The organism is Massilia sp. KIM, from assembly GCF_002007115.1.
In the GTDB taxonomy this organism is placed as follows: domain Bacteria; phylum Pseudomonadota; class Gammaproteobacteria; order Burkholderiales; family Burkholderiaceae_D; genus Telluria.
The window spans coordinates 738798-757778 of the sequence record NZ_MVAD01000002.1 but is presented as its reverse complement, the minus strand read 5'-3'; the positions used below and the strand labels follow the sequence as shown (position 1 = coordinate 757778).

Below are 18981 nucleotides of genomic sequence, written 5' to 3'. Positions count from 1 at the left end.
GCGGGTGAGCGGTCAGGTGACGACCGTTGGCCTGTCGCGTCCGGTGCGCTCGCGCAGGCCGGAGATGTCGTCGGCGACCGCGGCCAGCGAGGCCAGCGCCTCCTGGGTGTCGAGATCGTGGCGCGCGGGATCGGGTTCGTAGCGTTCCAGGTAGAGGCGGATGGTGGCGCCTTCGGTGCCGGTGCCCGACAGGCGGAACACGATGCGCGAGCCGTCGCGCATGATGATGCGGATGCCCTGGCGGGTGGAGACCGAGCCGTCGACCGGGTCGTTGTATTCGAAGTCGTCGGCCTCGGCCACCTGGTGGCCGTCGAGGGTCCGGCCGGCCAGCTCGGGCAGGCGCTCGCGCAGGGCCGTCATCATGCCGTCGGCGGCGGCGGCGTCGACCGCCTCGTAGTCGTGGCGCGAATAGTAGTTGCGGCCGAAGCGCGCCCAGTGCTCGCCCACGATCTGCGCTACCGGCTTGCGCGTCGCCGCCAGCAGGTTCAGCCAGAACAGCACCGCCCACAGGCCGTCCTTCTCGCGGATGTGGTGCGAGCCGGTGCCGTAGCTCTCCTCGCCGCACAGGGTGACCAGGTTGGCGTCCATCAGGTTGCCGAAGTACTTCCAGCCGGTCGGGGTCTCGAAGCAGGAGATGCCGAGGGCCTCGGCCACGCGGTCGGCGGCGGTGGAGGTGGGCATGGAGCGCGCGATGCCCTTGATGCCGCCGGCGTAGCCCGGGGCCAGGGTGGCGTTGGCCGCGATGATGGCCAGCGAGTCCGAGGGCGTGACCGCGATGCCGCGTCCGACGATCATGTTGCGGTCGCCGTCGCCGTCCGAGGCGGCGCCGAAGTCCGGCGCGCCGGGGCCGTTCATCAGCGCGATCAGCTCGGCCGCGTTGACCGGGTTGGGATCGGGGTGGTGGCCGCCGAAATCCTCGCGCGGCTCGCCGTTGATGACGGTGCCGGCAGGCGCGCCCAGCATATCTTCGATGATGGTCTTCGCATACGGGCCGGAGACGGCGTGCATGGCGTCGAAGCGCATCGTGAAGCCGCCCGCGAACAGGGCGCGGATGGCCTCGAAGTCGAACAGGCGCCCCATCAGCGCGGCGTAGTCGGCCACCGGGTCGATCACCTCGACCACGGTGTTCTCGATACGGCTGGTCCCGAGCACGTCGATGTCGAGCGCGGGCGCGTCGCTGATGCGGTAGGACGTGAGCGCCTGGGTGTGGGCGAAGATCGCCTCGGTGATCTTCTCGGGCGCCGGGCCGCCGTTCTCGATGTTGTACTTGATGCCGAAGTCGCCGTCCGGGCCGCCGGGGTTGTGGCTGGCCGAGAGCAGGATGCCGCCGTGGGCGGCGTGCTTGCGGATGACGCAGCTGGCGGCGGGCGTCGACAGGATGCCGCCGCGCCCCACCAGCACGCGCTCGACGCCGTGGGCGGCCGCCATGCGCAGGATGGTCTGGACCGCTTCGCGGTTGAAGTAGCGGCCGTCGCCGCCGACCACCAGGGTGCGGCCGGCGCCCCCGCCGATGGTCAGGAAGATTGCTTCAACAAAATTCTCGAGGTAACCGGGCTGCTGGAACTCGGTGACTTTCTTGCGCAGGCCCGAGGTGCCGGGGCGCTGCCCGGCGAACGGCCTGGTCGCGACGGTCTGGATGCTCATGCTTCGCTCCTGTGATTGAAACGTGGTGCAACATGGAGGTGTTGCCAAAACGTTAAAATACGACAGTCGCAAAAATGGTGGCGCGGGGTTTAGGCTTTCGCCTTCACCGGCCCCGCCTTGTCGGTCACGAACAGGGTCAGCACCGCCGCGATCACCATGCAGGCGCCGCCCAGCATCAGGGTCTTGACCGTGTGGCCGGCGAAGAAATGCTTGGTGATGAAGCCCAGCAGCAGGCCGCTGACGATCTGCGGGATCACGACGAAGAAGTTGAACAGGCCCATGAAATAGCCCATGCGCTTGGCCGGCAGCGAACCGGCCAGGATGGCGTAGGGCATGGTCAGGATCGAGGCCCAGGCCAGGCCGACGCCGATCATCGGGATCATCAGGGCCTGCTTGTCGTGGATCAGGAAGATGCTGCCCAGGCTCAGGCCGCCGATCGCCAGGCAGACGGCGTGCACGATCTTGCGGCTGGTGGCGCGGGCGAACACCGGCAGGATGAAGGCGGCCAGGGCCGAAACGCCGCTGTAGACGGCGAACATGATGCCGACGTAGGAGCCGGCGTCCTGGTAGGCGGTCGACTGGGCGTCGGTGGTGCCGTAGACGTTGTCGGCGATGGCGCTGCCAGTGTAGATCCACATCGAGAACAGCGCGATCCAGGTGAAGAACTGCACGAAGGCCAGTTGCACCATGGTGGGTGGCATCTTGGCGAAGCCGCCGAAGATCTCGGCCACGGCCTTGCCCAGGCCGCGCGACTGCTGGCGTTCCTTGCGGAAGCTGTCGAGGTCGGGCGGCGGCAGTTCGTCGGCGGTGAGCACGGTCCAGGTCACGGCCAGGAAGAACACCGCGCCGCCGGCGTAGAAGGAATAGCGCACGGTGTCGGGGATGCTGCCGTTCACGGTGGCGTTGGAGACGCCCATGGCTTCGAAGATGGTCGGCAGGAGCGAGGCGATCACCGCACCGCAGCCGATGAAGAAGGTCTGCATCGCGTAGCCGGCGGTCTGCTGCGAGGTGTCGAGCTTGTCGCCGACGAAGGCGCGGAAGGGCTCCATCGAGATGTTGATCGCGGCGTCCATCAGCCACAGCACGGCCACCGCCATCCACAGGGCGGCGGAGTTCGGCATCAGGAACAGGGCGATCGCGGCCAGCACCGCGCCGATGAAGAAGAAGGGACGGCGCCGCCCCCACTTCGCGTGCCAGGTGTTGTCGCTCAGGTAGCCGATGATGGGCTGCACCAGCAGGCCGGTGACCGGGGCGGCCAGCCAGAATAGGGCCAGGTCGTCGGGGTTGGCGCCCAGCGTGGAAAAGATGCGGCTGGTGTTGGCGTTCTGCAGGGCGAAGCCGAACTGGATGCCGAAGAAGCCGAAGCTCATGTTCCACAGCTGCCAGAACGACAGGCGTGGCTTGAGCACGCCGGTTTGCATATCCATGTATGTCCCCAATCTGGCCCGGAGCGGTGCGCCGGGCTCTCTTTGTGCGGTGCGAAGTGCTTAAGTTGAAGGCGGGGCTGTCCGAGCCAGGGCCTGGGCAGCGTATCTGTAGCAAAATAACATGGTGGTTTCAGAGTGTCAATCGAAGAGCTGTCATAGTAGAATCGACGCCACACAACGGGCTGATGGCTTCGCTTGTGTAGTCAAACAACATAAACGACATGACTCAGGAGACACAAATGCGCCCACTTCCCTCCCCTATCAGGCGGCTAGCGTTGCTGACCCTGGTATGCGCGACTACAGCCGCGCCCCTGCAAGCGGCCGACAAGCCCGAGCCGCCCAAGGCCTCGACCGCCCTGCCCGGCGTGAGCCTGCTCGGCGAGCTCGAGATGCCTGCCCTGCAGCGCAAGCGGCAGATCCGCGTCTATCTGCCGCCGGGTTATGCGAACTCGGGCAAGCGCTATCCGGTGCTCTACATGCACGACGGCCAGAACCTGTTCGACGAGGCCACGGCCTATGCCGGCGAATGGAAGGTGGACGAGACGCTCGACGCCCTGGCCAGGGAAGGCAAGCTGGAACTGATCGTGGTCGGTATCGACAACGGCCAGGAGAAGCGCATGACCGAGCTGAATGCCTGGGACAACGCGCGCATCGGGAAGGGAGAAGGCCGGCAGTACACCGACTTCATCGTCAAGGTGCTCAAGCCTTACGTCGACGGCAAGTACCGCACCCTGCCCGGGCGCGAGCACACCGCGATCATGGGCAGCTCGATGGGCGGACTGGCCTCGCACTACGCGCTGGTGCAGTATCCGGAGGTGTTCAGCAAGGCGGGCGTGTTCTCGCCGGCCTACTGGACGGCGGAACCGGTGTACAAGTTCGTCACGGCCAAGCCGACGCCCAAGGATGCGCGCCTGTACTTCCTGATGGGGGAGAAGGAAGGGCCGGAGATGGTGTCCGGTGTGAAGAAGATGGCGAAGGTCGTGGGCGGGACCGGGCATCCGGCGGCCAACAGCGTGCTCAGGATCGTGCCGGGCGCGGAGCACAACGAGAAGTTCTGGGCCGGCGAGCTGCGCGAGGCGCTGCTGTGGATGTATGCGCCGGAAGCGAACAAGGTGGCGAGCAGCAAGTAGCAAGTAGAACGCAGCCTACCCTAGACCTGCGTCCTCAGCACGTCGTTCCCGCGAAGGCGGGAACCCAAGTTTGCTCGCGTCACCGCTCACGCTTGATGCTGGCGGTGCGCTACGGACTTGGGTTCCCGCCTCCGCGGGAACGACGTTGGTTGAGGGCGGAGTGGGTTGGCGTTTGCGGTGTATTCGACGCCGCAGGCAGCATGTATTCGGCGCCGCAGGCGCGACGCGTTTGACGCCGCCGAAGCGGCGCACCAAACCCCGCCGCCTCACTCCCCTTTCGGCGCCGCGCCCTTACGGTGCGGTTTCTTGGCGGCCGGCTTCTCGGCCAGGCGCCGTTCCAGGCCCTTCTTCGCGAAGCTCTTCTTCGGCGCTTCCGCCGGCGCTTCCTCGCCGTCGCGGGTGATCTGCAGCTGGCGGCCCGCCACCCACACGCCCTTCAGGTGCTGCACCAGTTCAGGCGTCATGTCGTCCGGCAGGTCGAGCGTCGAATAGTCGTCGTAGATCTCGATGCGGCCGATCAGCTTGGACGGAATGCCGGCCTCGTTGGCGATCGCGCCGACGATGTTGCCCGGCTTGGCGCCGTGCACGTAGCCGACTTCGATGCGGTAGGTCGCCATGCCCGGCTCCGGCTCGCGCGCCACGCGCTCCTTCTTGAAGCCCGGCTCGCGCAGCGGACGCGCCGGACGCTCTTCCCACTCCTGACGGGGCGCGGCTTCGGCGCGTTCAGGACGCGGCTCGCGATCGGGCTTCTGCAGCAGCAGCGGCTCGTCGCCGCGCGCCAGCTTGGCCAGCGCGGCGGCAACGTCCACCGCCGGCACGTTGTCCTCGCGCTCGATGTCCTCGATCAGCGAACGGAACACGTCCAGCCCGCCCTCGGCCAGGGTGGTGCGGATCTGGTCCTTGAAGCGCGCGATGCGCACCTCGTTCACCTGCTTCACGGTCGGCAGGGTCAGCGGCGCCACCGGCTGGCGGGTGGCGCGCTCGATCGCCTTGAGCAGGCCGCGCTCGCGCGGGGTGATGAACAGGATCGCCTCGCCGCTGCGGCCGGCGCGGCCGGTGCGGCCGATGCGGTGGGTGTAGCTCTCGGGGTCCGAGGGCACGTCGTAGTTGATCACGTGGCTGATGCGGTCCACGTCCAGCCCGCGCGCCGCCACGTCGGTCGCCACCAGGATGTCGATCTTGCCGTTCTTGAGCTGCTCGATGGTGCGCTCGCGCTGTTGCTGGGCCATGTCGCCGTTGATGGCGGTGGCAGCGAAGCCGCGCGCCTGCAGCTTGGACGCCAGTTCCTCGGTGCCCAGCTTGGTGCGCGAGAAGATGATCATGCCGTCGAAAGGCTCGGCTTCCAGGATGCGGGTCAGCGCGTCGAGCTTGTGCATGCCCGCCACCAGCCAGTAGCGCTGGGTGATGTTCTCGGCCGTGCCGGTCTTGGCCGCCACCGTCACCTCGGCCGGATCGCGCAGGTAGGTCTTGGCGATGCGCTTGATCTGCGGCGGCATGGTGGCCGAGAACAGCGTGGTCTGGCGCGTTTCCGGGGTCTGCTGCAGGATGTGCTCGACGTCGTCGATGAAGCCCATGCGCAGCATCTCGTCGGCTTCGTCCAGCACCAGGGTCTTCAGTTCGGCCAGGTCGAGCGAACCCTTCTCGATGTGGTCGATCACGCGGCCCGGGGTGCCCACCACTACGTGCACGCCGCGGCGCAGCGCCGACAGTTGTGGGCCGTAGCTCTGGCCGCCATAGATCGGCAGCACATGGAAGCCCTTGATGTGGGACGCGTAGCTCTGGAAGGCCTCGGCCACCTGGATCGCCAGCTCGCGCGTGGGCGCCAGCACCAGCGCCTGGGGCGTGGCCTGCTTGATGTCGATGCGCGAGAGGATGGGCAGCGCGAAGGCCGCGGTCTTGCCGGTGCCGGTCTGGGCCTGCCCGAGCACGTCGCGGTTGGCCAGCAGCAGCGGGATCGTGGCGGCCTGGATCGGCGACGGCGTCTCGTAGCCGACCTCCTTCAGCGCCTTCAGCACAGGCGCCGAAATATTGAGGTCGGAAAACGTCGGGAGGGGGGTGTCGGACATGGATGACTTTCTAAACTGGTACTAAAGCGACAGTTTACTCGCTCGGGCCAGCGGTGCGGGGAGAATTTAGCCATCCACGCATGGTGATTCCGCAATGAAATGCCCTGTCACCCCCAAAAACGACAGTTTTTCTGCCTAGCGGGCGCGCGCGGTCCCGTTCAGGCGCCCGGACTGGGCGCCGGCGTGGGGCGCCAGCGCCTGTTCCAATCCGGGATCGCGGTTGTAGATGTCAGGGGCGAAGCGCACCCCGCCCTCGAGGTCGACCACGGCGGTGGCGTAGAAGATCACGACCGGGATCGGCGCCTTGAGGTCGACGCGGCGCATCGGCCCCGGCAGCAGGGCTTCCTGGACGCTGTCGGCATCCCAGCGCGGGTCGGCGGCCAGCACGAACTGGGCCAGGGCGGCCGGGTTCTCGACCCGGATGCAGCCGTGGCTCAGGTCGCGCCGCGAGCGCTGGAACAGTTCGCGCGCCGGAGTCGAGTGCAGGTAGATGTCCATCGGGTTGGGCAGCGCGAACTTGACCGCGCCGAGCGCGTTCTTGGGGCCGGGGCGCTGGCGCAGGCGCGCCTTGCCGGCGCGCAGGGCTTCCATTGCGTCAGTCCCGGCCGGCGCGCCGACGATCTCCATGTCGTTGCGCTCCAGGTAGCCCGGGTCGTGGGCTATCTTGGGCAGGATTTCCTTGAGCGTGATGCTGCGCGGGACGTTCCAGTAGGGGTTGAACTCGACGTAGCGCAGCTGGCCGATGAAGAGCGGGGTCGGGGTCTTGACCGCGGTGCCGACCACCACCCGCATCTCGAGCGGCGTGGCGTTGCGGTCGGCGCCGAAGGCCCACAGGCGGTAGGACGGGAGGTTGACCGCGACCAGCGGGCCGGTCGGGAAGTCGGGCAGCCAGCGCAGGCGCTCCAGGCTCAGTTCGAGCTGGCGCACGCGGCGCGCCAGCGGCACGTCGAGCGCGGCCAGGGTCGCGCTGCCGATGATGCCGTCGTCCTGCAGGCCGTGGCGGGCCTGGAAGCGGCGCAGGCCTTCGGCCAGGCGTTCGTCGTAGATGCCCTCGCTGTAGGGCGCGCCGGGCGCGAGGTCGCCCAGCAGCACCAGGCGCTCGTGCAGGGCGCGCGCGCCGGCATAGGCTTCGCCGGGCGTCAGCTTGGCGCCCGGCGGGCGCGGCAGGGCCGGCAGCGGCTGGCGCGCCAGTTCGCGGTAGTGGGCCAGCGCCTTGCGCACCCGTTCGTAGAGCTGGATCGGCGGCTGGGCCGCGTGCAAGGCGGCGTCCAGGGTGTTCGATGCGAGCGCGGCGCGCAGGCGCTCAACCGGGTCGAACTGGCGCAGGCGCGGGTCGGGCTGGCGGGTATGGTATTCGGAGCGCACGCGGCCCACGCGCAGGTCGGCCAGGAAGTGCAGCATGGCGGCGCTCAGGGCCACGTCCAGGCGCGCGGCCTCGGCGGAGCCGGCGTGCAAGAGACGCGCCAGTTCGGTCGTGCCGTACTCGTGCGGGTCGAGGCCGTGTTCCGGGGCGCGTTCGAGCAGGGCCAGGGCGGCGGCGGCGCTGCGCGGGGTCCAGGCGGGGGTGTAGTTGCGTGGGGCGTAGAAGCGGTCGAGCCAGCCGCGTTCGTCGTAGGGGCCGGTGGCGCGCCAGTGGGTGTTGGCGGCCTGGGCGGCGAGTTCGCGGATGGTTTGCGCGCCGGCGGCGGGCGAGAGCAGCGTCAAGGCCAGGGACAGGCAGAGCAACAGGCGACTTACCAAGGTTTTCCCCTTCTGACAAAAACGCGGCACCCGGCTGTCGACCATATCAGCCGTCCTCAAAACGTCGTCCCCGCGCAGGCGGGGACCCAAGTTATTATGCGCCACCACAGCGCTTAACTTGGGTCCCCGCCTACGCGGGGACGACGGAATGCTGGCATGGCCGCATAGGCCAACGGGGTCAGCATGGCCACACAGGCCCGATCTTACATCTTCCTTGCCGCGCAGTGCTTCGCAATGTATTCGTCATGCGAAGGCATCACGCCCACGCACTTGGCGATCACGCCCCGCACCCCGTCCAGATACTCGGCGATGTCCTCTTCCGACTGCGTGTCCACCAGCGGGTGATAGCCCTCGACCGGCATGTTCTGCCCTTCGAACACCTGCACCCAGCCGACCTCCGAGAACAGCTCGTTGTCGACCCGCACCACGCGGCCGTGGGTACGGTACATGTCCATCTTCTGGCGCAGGGTGTCCGGAATCGCCATGTTGGCGCACTCCAGCCAGTAGGGCGAATCGGTGCGCTGGTTGAGGTGGTAGTGCAGGATGATGAAGTCGCGGATGCGCTCGTAGTCGAAGCGCGTCTGGCGGTTGAACTCGTCGCGGTCGACCGCGCTCCAGCCGCGGTCCGGGAAGAAGTCGATCAGGCGCTGGATGGTCGACTGGATCAGGTGGATGCTGGTCGACTCCAGCGGCTCGAGGAAGCCGCTCGACAGGCCGACCGCGACCACGTTGCGGTTCCAGGCCAGCTTGCGCATCCCGGTCTGGAACTGGATCAGGCGCGGCTCGGCCAGGGCCTTGCCGTCCAGGTTGGCCAGCAGGGTGGCGGCGGCTTCGTCGTCGCTGATGAAGCGGCTGCAGTAGACGTGGCCGTTGCCGGTGCGGTGCTGCAGCGGGATGCGCCACTGCCAGCCCGAGCGGTGCGCCGTGGCGCGGGTATAGGGCGTGATGCCGGGCGCCGATTCGCTGGGCACGGCCAGCGCGCGGTCGGCCGGCAGCCAGTGGGTCCAGTCCTCGTAGCCGGTCTCCAGGGCCTGCTCGATCAGCAGGCCGCGGAAGCCCGAGCAGTCGATGAAGAGCTCCCCTTCCACCCGCGCGCCGTTCTCCAGCTCGACCGCGTCGACGTGGCCGTCCGGCTCGCGCCGGGTCACGCGCGTGATCTTGCCTTCGATGCGGGTCACGCCGCGCGCCTCGGACAGCTTGCGCAGGTACTTGGCGTACAGGCTGGCGTCGAAGTGGTAGGCGTAGGTGATGTCGCCCAGCGGCGAATTCGGCACGTCGAAGCGCGGCGGCATGAAGCGGTTGGCCCTGGCGGCCATGCGCGTGATCGAGTATTCCTCGAGCGGCGCGGCCTTGCCGGCCAGGCGCATCTTCTGCCAGTACTGCTCGAAGCGCACCGTGGCCAGGTCCTGGCCCAGGCGCCCGAAGCCGTGCATGTAGCGTTCGCCCAGCCGGCCCCAGTTCACGAACTCGATGCCGAGCTTGAAGCTGCCCATGGTCTCGCGCATGAATTCGTTCTCGTCGATCCCGACCACGCGGTTGAAGCGCTGGATCATGGGAATGGTGGCCTCGCCCACGCCGACGATCCCGATCTCGTCGGATTCGACCAGCCGGATGTTGTAGCGGCCATTGAGTACGGTCGAGAGCGCGGCCGCGGTCATCCAGCCGGCGGTGCCGCCGCCGACGATGACGATGTCCTTGATTGCCTGGTTATGCATGTTGATGTCTTGTCCAAATGGGGGCCCGGAAGAAAAACAACCCCTGAGGCGCGAGCCGTCAGGGGTTGCATTGTAGTCCTAACCGGGATCAGAACTTGTAGCTGGCGCCGAACTGGTAGGTACGGCCGTACTCGATGCGGCGGGTCACCGAGTCCGAGCTTTCGGTGAACTCCTGGTAAGGCGCGTTGTTCCAGTTCTGTGCCTGGGCGAACAGCGACAGGCCCTTCAGGTAACCCTTCTGGAACTCGTACGAGACCTGGAAGTCGACGATGGTCTCACCCTTGATGAAGGTCAGCTGCTGGTTGTCCTGGAAGTCGGACACCTGGCCCAGGAAGTCCGAACGCTTGCGCGCTGCGGCGGCGATCTGGAAGCCGTTCTTCTCGTAGTACAGGCGCAGGTTGCTGACCTTGCGCGACAGGCCCGGCAGCGGGATCGTGGTTGCCGGCGACTGCACGTTGGCGAAGCCGAAGGCCGGCAGCGTGATCTTCGAACGGGTGTCCGAGTGGTTGGCCAGGATACCGAAGCCGTCCAGGTAAGGCGTGACCAGGTCGAGCGGGATGTTCAGGGCCAGCTCGTAGCCGCGCAGGCTGCCGCCGTCGCCATTGACCGGCTGGGTCAGCAGGCCCTGGGTCGAGCCGGCGAACTGGCCGGTGGTCGGCAGCGGGGTCGTCGCGGTGATGTACGGCGCGAAGTCGAAGGCGCGCGGCACGCGCAGGATGTAGGTGTCGAGCTTCTTGTAGAAGCCGGCCACGCTGACATAACCCTTCTTGCCGAAGTACTTCTCATACGACAGGTCGAAGGACTTGGCCTTGAAGGGCTTGAGCTCCGGATTGCCGCCCGAACCGTTCAGGATCGGATTGGCGACGCTGTTGTTGACCGAGAAGTCGCGGCTGCCGCGCAGGTCGTCCAGGTTGGCGCGCGACAGGACCTTGGCCACGCCGACGCGCAGCAGCTGGTCGTTCTTCAGGTCGAAGGACAGGTTCAGGCTCGGCAGGACATCCCAGTAGTCGGTGCTGCCTTCGGTGCGTTCCGACGGGCAGGTTGCAGCGGTGTTGCCGGTGCAGTTGCCACGCGAAACGGTGTAGCCGCCGCCGGTCTGGTCGCTGTGGACGAACTGCGAACCGAAGTTACCGCGGTAGTCGATGCCGAACAGGTTACCGTCCAGTTCGCCCATGGCGTAGAGGGTGTGGACCTTTTCCTTGACGTCCCAGAACTTGGCCAGGATGTCGGCGTCGACCTTCTCGGCCAGGTCGTAGACGCTGCCCAGCGAGCCCAGCGGGTTCCAGGAAACCACCTGCAGGCCGGTGGTGCCGGCGGTCGCGGTGGCGCTGCCCGGCACGGGAACGGCGCCGAACGGGTCGCCGCCCTTGATCACGAGACGGCCTTCCTCGCCGGTGCGCGACTTTTCACGCTCGGTGAAGTTGTAGCCGAACTGCACGCCCGACACATGGCCCCAGTCCAGCGAACGCTTGGCGTTCAGGCGGATGGCCTTCAGTTCGTCTTCGACATAGGGCTGGGCCAGGTAGCCAGCCTGGGGCGAGGTCACGCCACCCGACCAGCCGTTGACGTCGGTCAGGCGCGCCACGCCGCGATCGGCGTAGTTCAGGCCGGTCTTGTACACGACGTCGGTGAAGTTACCGCCGTTGAAGCCGGTCCAGGAAATGGTGTCCAGGGAGGTGGCATTGCCCGGCAGGCCGGCGGTGGTTTCGTAGCGCGAGCTGAGCTTGGTCGCCTTGGACCAGGTCAGGTCGGCGGTGGTGCTCCAGTCGCCGAGCTTGAGCTCGTTCTTCCAGCCGACGGTCTTGAGGTCGTCGTCCGAGGCTTCGATGTGGTTACGCACCACGCCCTTGTAGTTGGTCAGGGTGCCGCTGGTGGCGACGCCGTTCTGCACCACGACGTTCTGCAGCACGCCGGCCGGGTCGTACTGGCCCGAGGTGTTGCCGCCGATCGCGCCTTCCAGGCCGGTCTTCTTCAGGCCGCGCTCGCCGGCCGAGTAGAACAGGTCGACGGTCGAACGGAAGTTCTTGTTCGGACGGAACTGCAGGCTGGCGAAGGCGCCGTCACGCTTTTCCGATGCGACTTCGGTGTCGGCGGTGAAGCCGCCCGGCACCAGCACGTTCTGGCCGTTGTACGGCAGGCGCTCGGTGTAGCCGCCCCAGGCGTCGAACTTGCGCTGCTCGCCGCCGGTTTCGTCGTACTTGGTCAGGCCCAGGGCGATACCGATGGTGCGGTCCGCGAACTGGTCGATGTAGGAGAAGGTGTAGCGCTTGCCATCGCCCTCTTCGCCCTTGCTGCGCACGCCGATGCGGCTCTTCTTGTAGCTGGCGGCCAGCACGCGCTTGCTGAAGTCCAGCGGCTGCACGGTCTTGAGGTCGATGGTCGCTGCCAGGCCCTGGCCGATGACGCTCGCGTCCGGGGTTTTATAGATGACCACGCCACCCATCAGTTCGGCCGGGAACAGGTCGAACTCGGGGCTGCGGGCGTTGCCGGTGGAAGCCATTTCACGGCCGTTGAGCAGGGTGCCGTTGAAGCTCGGCGACAGGCCGCGCACGGACACGTCGGAAGCACGGCCGTTGCCGCGCGAGCGCTGGGCGGTCACACCCGGCAGGCGGGCGATCGACTCGGCCACGGTGGTGTCCGGCAGCTTGCCGATGTCTTCGGCCGAGATGGCTTCGACGATGGAGCTGGAATTGCGCTTGACCGAGATCGCGGCTTCGATACCCGAACGGATACCGGTCACGGTCACGGTGGAAATCGGCGACGTCGAGGCGCCGGTGCCGCCCTCACCGCCCGAGGTAGCTTGCGCGTGCACCTGACCCGCGAACGCGGACATCATCATGACAGCGCAGCCTGCGGCGACTGGGCTCAGCTGGAATGCGAGACGGGCCGGCTTGGCGGCACGCTTGGTTGCGAAAATCTTCATTGTCCCCTCACTGATCAGACCAATAATTGTTGTTTCCGGAAACTACACGCGACTCTGAGACACGGCAACGTCCGGCGAACGCTTACTTCAGTTCTAAGTACGATATTGTATTAAAACTAGATGCACTGTCAACGCGAGTTGCTTGTCGCTACGATAATGGCATGTTTTTCACAGATTCGCCGTATTTCAGGGGCATCCCCGTTGTATTTGGGCTACAGCGAGCCGTACAGACGTCTGTAGTACGACTACAAACGCACTTTTTCGTTGCATTTTGACACCGTTTTGCACCGCCTTGGTGCGCCTGAAGCCGCCAGTCGGCATTGGAAAGGTCGTCACTTGTCTAGACTTTAGCGCTAACATGTACTTTGACTAGATGAACCGGTTTGGAAACGCCAGGATTTCTCGTGTATTCTCCTTACAACACAACAACCACAGGCGCTCTTCTCCGCAGCGGCATGTCCTCCTGGTCTGTAGTCTGACTACGGACAGGCATGCGGGCGGCATGGACGCCCCAATGATCATGAGACACGTCCTCGCCAGCCTCCTCCTCGGCGCTTCCTTCGCCGCCCACGCCCAGACTTCCGCCATCGCCCATATGGAACCGCCGTTCTGGTGGGCCGGCATGCAGCACAAGGAATTGCAGCTGATGGTCCATGGCGAGCGTATCGCCGAGCTCGAGCCCAGCCTGTCCTACCCCGGCGTGCGCATCGCCTCGGTGACCCGGGTGCCGAACAAGAACTACCTGTTCATCGACCTGGTCGTGGGTGCGGACGCCCGCCCCGGCAGCTTCGAGATCCGCTTCGCCGGCGCCGGCGGCCGCAGCGCGAGCTACAACTACCGCCTGCTGGCGCGCGAACCGGGTTCGGCCAATCGCGCCGGCTTCTCCAGCAAGGACGCGATCTACCAGATCATGCCGGACCGCTTCGCCAACGGCGACCCGTCCAACGACAGCACGCCCGACATGCTGGAAAAGGGCGACCGCAAGAACGGCGGCGGGCGCCACGGCGGCGACATCGCCGGCATCATCGGAAAGCTCGACTACATCGCCGGCCTCGGCTTCACCCAGCTCTGGCCCACACCCCTGGTCGAGAACAACATGCCGAGCTACTCCTACCACGGCTACGCGGCCACCGACCATTACCGGATCGACCCGCGCTACGGCAGCAACGAAGACTTCGTGCGCCTGTCGCGCGAAGCGAAGCAGCGCGGCATCGGCATCATCCAGGACGTTGTGCTGTCCCACATCGGCAGCCACCACTGGTGGATGAAGGACCTGCCGACGCCTGACTGGGTCAACTACGGCAAGTTCGTGCCCACCCAGCACCACCGCACCGCGGTCCAGGATCCCTACGCCTCGCAGGAAGACAGCGACAACTTCACCCGCGGCTGGTTCGTGCAGAGCATGCCGGACCTGAACCAGTCCAACCCGCTGGTGGCGAATTACCTCATCCAGAACAACATCTGGTGGATCGAGTACGCCGGCCTGTCGGGCCTGCGCATCGACACCTTCGGCTATTCCGACGGCGCCTTCCTGAGCCAGTACACCAAGCGCCTGATGCAGGAATACCCGAAGCTCAACCTGGTGGGCGAGGAATGGAGCACCAAGGTGCCGGTGGTGGCGCGCTGGCAGCGCGGCAAGCAGAACTTCGACGGCTACACCGCCTCCACCCCGAGCCTGATGGACTTCCCGCTGTCGGAAGCGATGCGCAACGCCCTGGCCGACAAGGAAGGCCGCAACGTCTTCAACGAAGTCTACGAGACGCTCTCGCTCGACTATCTCTACCCGGAGCCGGGCAACCTGGTCCTGTTCGCCGACAACCACGACATGTCGCGCATCTACAGCGTGGTGGGCGAAGACCTCGACAAGTACAAGATGGACCTGGTGTTCATCATGACCATGCCGCGCATTCCGCAGTTCTACGTGGGCGACGAGATCCTGATGACCAGCGCCACCAAGGAGCGCAACGACATCAGCTACCGCAGCGACTTCCCCGGCGGCTGGGCCGGCGACAGGATCGACGCCTTCGCCGGCAAGGGCCTCACCGCGCGCCAGCGCGAGGCCCAGGAGTTCGTGCGCAAGCTGGTCAACTGGCGCAAGGGCCAGCCCGTCATCCACCACGGCAAGCTGATGCACTACGGCCCGCGCGACAACACCTACGTCTACTTCCGCTACGACGGCAGCAAGAAAGTGCTGGTCGCCTTCAACAACAATCCGAAGGAGATGGTGCTGGACGTCGATCGCTTCCGCGAGATGCTGTCCGGCGTCGCCTCGGGCAAGGACGTCCTGAGCGGCAAGACCTTCGACCTGCGCAGCGAACTGCGCCTGCCGGCCAAGGCCAGCCTGGTCCTGGAGCTGCAATGAAGCGGGCCGCGATTTCCCTGGCGGTCCTGCTGGCCTGCGCCGGCGCCTCCGCCCAGGACGGGGCACCGCGTGAACTGTTTATCCGCGGCGCCTTCAACGGCTGGGGCACCGACAACGCCCTGGTCCACCAGGGCAAGGGCGTCTACCAGGCCGACATCCTGGTCAGCCCCGGCAACCACGCCTTCAAGGTCGGCAGCCGCGACTGGAGCGCCGAGTGGGTGGTCGATCCCGCCAAGAGCGTGACCGTCGCCCCGGGCACGGCCTACACGCTGGAGACCGAGGCGGGCGCCGAGGACTACCTGTTCGTGCGCAGCACCGGCACCTACCGCTTCACCGTCGACACCAGCGATCCGAAGGCGCCCAGGCTGCGCGTCGTGCGCCTCGAGGACGCCCAGGCCGGCAAGGCGCCGGACCCGCACGCGGGCCGCGAGGCCGTGGCCGCCCTCACCTGGCCGACCTGGGACGGCAAGCAGGAGACCGCGCGCTTCTCCACCCCGGACCCGAAGGCGGAGCTGCGCCGCTACGCCCACTCGACCACCATGAGCCTGCGCGACCCTGGTCCGCAGTTCAGCGAATACAGCGAGCAGCCCGGCCTGCCGCGCGTGCGCAGCGGCAACCTGGCCTTCGACGCCCTGTTCGCCCTGGCCGGCGCCGAGATGCGCCTGGATTCGGTCAGCCAGATCAAGGACGGCAACTACAACGGCGGCCAGCCGGTGCCCTGCGAATGCTTCGAGACCGGCGAGAAGTGGCATTACGTGTGGACCCGCGACCTGTCCTATGCGGCCGACCTGGGCCTGGCCCTGCTCGACCCGCAGCGGGTGCGCAACTCGCTGCTGTTCAAGCTCTCCGGCTGGCGCGAAGGCGTGGGCAAGGCGCCGCAGGTGGCCGGCAGCGCCGACGGCCTGCAGATCGTGCAGGACACCGGCAGCGGCGGCAGCTGGCCGGTCAGCACCGACCGCATCACCTGGGCGTTCGCGGCCGAGGAAGTGCTGCGCACACTGCCCGCCGCCGAGCGCCCGGCCTTCGCCCGGCAGGCCTTCAAGGCCCTGGTGAATACCGTCGAGAACGACCGCATCGCCGCCTTCGACCCGGTTGCCGGCCTGTACACCGGCGAGCAATCCTTCCTCGACTGGCGCGACCAGACCTACGCGTCCTGGATTCCGTCCGACCTCGCCTCCATGGCCAGCAGCAAGGCGCTGTCGACCAACGTCGGCCACTACCAGGCCCTGCGCCTGACCGCGCGCCTGGCGCGCGACAGCGGCGACAGCGCGCGCGCCCGGCGCTACGAGGACTGGGCCGCCCAGCTCAAGCGCGCCATCAACAGCCAGCTGTGGCTGGACGACGCCGGCATGTATTCGAGCCTCACCGCCGCCCACTTCGATGGCGCGCCGATGCACAAGTTCGACTGGCTCGGCCAGTCGCTCGCCATCCTCACCGGCGTGGCCGACCCCGAGCGCGCGCGCAGCATCCTGACGCGCTACCCGCACGGCCCGATGGGCGCGCCGGTGATCTGGCCCCAGCAGCAGGGCATGCCGGTCTACCACAACCGCGCCCTGTGGCCCTTCGTCACCGCCTACGGCCTGCGCGCGGCGGCCAAGGCCGGCAACGCGCCGGCCGCCGACGCCGCCTACGACTCCCTGATGCGCGGCGCCGCGCTCAACATGTCGAACATGGAGAACCTCGAGTGGCTGTCCGGACAGCCGCTGCTGCTGGACGAGAAGAACCCGAACCTGATCGGACCGGTCATCAACTCCAAACGCCAGCTGTGGTCCGTGGGCGCCTACCTGGGCATGGTGGTCGAAGGCGTGTTCGGCGTCGCCGCCAGCGACGACGGCATTACCCTGCGTCCCTTCGTGACGGCCAAGCTGCGCCGCGAGATGTTCGGCGCTGCGCCGGAGATCGCCTTGCACGAACTGCGCCTGCACGGCCGCCGCATCGACCTGCCCCTACGGCTGCCCGATGCGACCAAGGAAGACGGCCACTATGCGGTCGAACGAATCCTGGTGAACGGCAAGCCGGCCGGCGACAGCGTCCGCCTGGCCGAGCTGGCGGACAACAACCAGATCGAGATCGTGCTGGGCAAGCTGGTGCCGGCCCAGGCGGCGCTGCGCCGCGTGAGCGCCGACCCCTATGTGGAATCGAGCGCCACCTTCGGCCCGCGCGACCCGGCCATCACCGTGCTCAAGTACGAGAGCGGGCGCGCCAGCCTGCAGTTCGACGGCGGCGGCGCGGGCGAAGTGCGCTACACCGTCTACCGCGACGGCAAGCCAGTGGCGCGCGATCTCGCGGCAGGCAACTGGCTCGACACGGCCTCCAGCCCGACCGCCTGCTACGCGGTCGAGGCCCGCTTCGCCGACTCCGGCAACCGCAGCCATCACAGCATCCCGCGCTGCGTGGATGCCGGCATCGCGATCGCCGTGACCGACAAGCGGGTGAGCGCGAACCTCAAGCCCAGCGCACCGAGCGCGCGCTTCGCCGAGCCCCACCTGGCCGGCTGGGGCAAGCCGGACGACCGCTTCGCCGTCGACGCCATCCGCGTGACCCAGCCGGGCAACTACCAGGTGCAGGTCCGCTACCACAACAGCGCCAACCAGGTGAACCTGGGCATCAGCGGCGGCGTGAAGTGGATGACGGTGAAGGATGCCCGCGGCAAGCTGGTGGCCCAGGGCGTGGTGCAGTTGCCGCACGCCCCGCTGGCCAAGACCAATACGCCGACGGTCTATTCGACGCCGCTCGCCGCCCGCCTGGCGGCCGGCAGCTACCGCGTCGAGCTGAGCGACTTCTACAACATGAGCTACCTGGAGAGCAACCGCAGCTTCAGCGCGGCGGGTGGGGTGGAAGGACCGTCGAACCGCTTCGACATCTACGGCCTGCGCCTGCTCAGGGTGCGCTGATGGTCGGCGCGGCAAAGCCCTTTTGCCGCGCCGACGCCTAGGACGCGGCGGCCTGCCGCGCCTGGGTGTCGGGACGGGCCGCGCTGCGCGCCGGTCCCGGCACCAGCAGCGCCAGCTGGCCTTCCAGCACGCGGAATTCGATCGGCATCGCCATCTTGCTGACTTCGCCGTCGGCCGCCACCTTGAGTCGCTTGCGGCCATACAGGCGCGGGGTGCGCACCGTCATGCGCTTGAAGGCGAAGGCGATCACGTCGTCGCCGCTGTTCAGGTGGCCCAGGGCCCCGCGTACCAGCAGGCCCAGCAGCCCGAGCTTGCCCATGGGCTTGGGCGCCAGCGCCACCAGTTCCCCCTCCTCGACCGCCATGGTCAGCCCATCCATCCCCACCTGCTCCAGTTGCAGCCGGTTATTGCCGATGAACAGGGTCGTGGTACGGATGCGTTTCACTTCGCCGTCGAGCTCGAGTTCGATGCGCAGGTGGCGGTGCGGGCGCAAGGCGATCTTGATCGCGGAAAAGAAAGCCACCAGCCGGCTGCGGCCGTACTGGCGCTTGTCGTGCTCGCGCTCCTCCAGCAGGGCCGGATAGAGGCCGACACTGGCATTGACCAGGAAGATCTTGTTGTTGAGCATGCCGATCTGCACCGGCCGGACCCGGGCGCGCAGCAGCGCGTACACGGCCTCGGCCAGGTCTTCGGGAATGCCGTGGGTGCGGCCGAAATAATTGAAGGTGCCCTGGGGCAGCACGCCGAAGGTGCAGCCGGCCAGCACCGCCTCGTGGGCCACGGTATTGATGGTGCCGTCGCCGCCGGCCGCCACCAGGATGCCGCCGCTGTCCTTGGCGCGCGCGGCCATGGCGCGCGCGATCTCCTGCAGCCGGGACGGGTCCTGGACCACCTCCAGGTGGCAGGCGCGTCCGGCGCCGCGCAGCACGTCCTCGATCGTCGACTTGCGCAGTTCGGTCTCGTCATGGCCGGAACCGGCGTTCAGGACGATGTAGAAGGGCGCATCGGGTGCGGGGGCGGCGTTCGGCATGGGGTGGCGTGGGCTGGGGAGGTCGTCGGTAATGCCGTCATCCTAACACC

General features: G+C 67.3%; 10 protein-coding genes. 3 read left to right on the top strand and 7 right to left on the bottom strand.

Translation table 11 applies throughout. The features are described from left to right. Nucleotides 1-12: 12 nt before the first annotated feature. Together B0920_RS18040 and B0920_RS18035 are read right to left on the bottom strand one after the other, a co-directional pair. Nucleotides 13-1644 (bottom strand): alpha-D-glucose phosphate-specific phosphoglucomutase, encoded by a 1632-nt coding sequence (locus tag B0920_RS18040; RefSeq protein WP_078034034.1) that lies wholly within the window; start codon nucleotides 1642-1644, stop codon nucleotides 13-15. Nucleotides 1645-1733: 89 nt separating this feature from the next. Further along, nucleotides 1734-3071 (bottom strand): MFS transporter, encoded by a 1338-nt coding sequence (locus B0920_RS18035; protein WP_078034033.1) that lies wholly within the window; start codon nucleotides 3069-3071, stop codon nucleotides 1734-1736. 275 nt (nucleotides 3072-3346) lie between these two features. Here B0920_RS18035 and B0920_RS18030 point away from each other — a divergent pair, with 275 nt between their 5' ends. Beyond that, on the top strand, nucleotides 3347-4201 hold the full coding sequence (locus B0920_RS18030; protein WP_229455733.1) for an alpha/beta hydrolase: 855 nt from the start codon (nucleotides 3347-3349) through the stop codon (nucleotides 4199-4201). A gap of 266 nt (nucleotides 4202-4467) precedes the next feature. Here B0920_RS18030 and B0920_RS18025 read toward each other — a convergent pair whose 3' ends face one another. The 4 genes from B0920_RS18025 to B0920_RS18010 form a co-directional block, all read right to left on the bottom strand. Then, on the bottom strand, nucleotides 4468-6267 hold the full coding sequence (locus B0920_RS18025; RefSeq protein WP_078034031.1) for a DEAD/DEAH box helicase: 1800 nt from the start codon (nucleotides 6265-6267) through the stop codon (nucleotides 4468-4470). Nucleotides 6268-6402: 135 nt separating this feature from the next. Further along, nucleotides 6403-8007 carry a murein L,D-transpeptidase gene (locus tag B0920_RS18020; RefSeq protein ID WP_143745828.1) on the bottom strand — a complete coding sequence of 535 codons (1605 nt, stop codon included), beginning with the start codon at nucleotides 8005-8007 and terminating at the stop codon, nucleotides 6403-6405. 203 nt (nucleotides 8008-8210) lie between these two features. Beyond that, nucleotides 8211-9722: a tryptophan halogenase family protein gene (locus B0920_RS18015; protein WP_078034029.1), complete on the bottom strand. Its 1512-nt coding sequence runs from the start codon at nucleotides 9720-9722 to the stop codon at nucleotides 8211-8213. An 88-nt stretch (nucleotides 9723-9810) separates the two neighbouring features. Further along, complete coding sequence (locus B0920_RS18010) at nucleotides 9811-12561, bottom strand: TonB-dependent receptor (protein WP_229455727.1); 2751 nt, start codon at nucleotides 12559-12561, stop codon at nucleotides 9811-9813. 604 nt (nucleotides 12562-13165) lie between these two features. Between B0920_RS18010 and B0920_RS18005 the strand changes: the two genes are divergently transcribed. Beyond that, complete coding sequence (locus B0920_RS18005) at nucleotides 13166-15007, top strand: glycoside hydrolase family 13 protein (protein WP_078034463.1); 1842 nt, start codon at nucleotides 13166-13168, stop codon at nucleotides 15005-15007. After that, nucleotides 15004-17901, top strand: a complete 2898-nt coding sequence (locus B0920_RS18000; RefSeq protein ID WP_078034027.1) for an esterase — start codon at nucleotides 15004-15006, stop codon at nucleotides 17899-17901. The genes B0920_RS18005 and B0920_RS18000 overlap by 4 nt, the downstream gene beginning before the upstream one ends. 37 nt (nucleotides 17902-17938) lie before the next feature. Here the strand turns inward: B0920_RS18000 and B0920_RS17995 are convergent, their stop codons facing one another. Next, on the bottom strand, nucleotides 17939-18931 hold the full coding sequence (locus B0920_RS17995) for a diacylglycerol kinase family protein (RefSeq protein WP_078034026.1): 993 nt from the start codon (nucleotides 18929-18931) through the stop codon (nucleotides 17939-17941). Between the last annotated feature and the right edge of the window lie 50 nt (nucleotides 18932-18981).

Coding starts and splice junctions, on each gene's coding strand:
- B0920_RS18010 (WP_229455727.1), bottom strand. CDS start 12,561: ATGATGATGTCCGCGTTCGCGGGTCAGGTGCACGCGCAAGCTACCTCG.
- B0920_RS18005 (WP_078034463.1), top strand. CDS start 13,166: ATGAGACACGTCCTCGCCAGCCTCCTCCTCGGCGCTTCCTTCGCCGCC.
- B0920_RS17995 (WP_078034026.1), bottom strand. CDS start 18,931: ATGCCGAACGCCGCCCCCGCACCCGATGCGCCCTTCTACATCGTCCTG.
- B0920_RS18000 (WP_078034027.1), top strand. CDS start 15,004: ATGAAGCGGGCCGCGATTTCCCTGGCGGTCCTGCTGGCCTGCGCCGGC.
- B0920_RS18040 (WP_078034034.1), bottom strand. CDS start 1,644: ATGAGCATCCAGACCGTCGCGACCAGGCCGTTCGCCGGGCAGCGCCCC.
- B0920_RS18035 (WP_078034033.1), bottom strand. CDS start 3,071: ATGGATATGCAAACCGGCGTGCTCAAGCCACGCCTGTCGTTCTGGCAG.
- B0920_RS18025 (WP_078034031.1), bottom strand. CDS start 6,267: ATGTCCGACACCCCCCTCCCGACGTTTTCCGACCTCAATATTTCGGCG.
- B0920_RS18015 (WP_078034029.1), bottom strand. CDS start 9,722: ATGCATAACCAGGCAATCAAGGACATCGTCATCGTCGGCGGCGGCACC.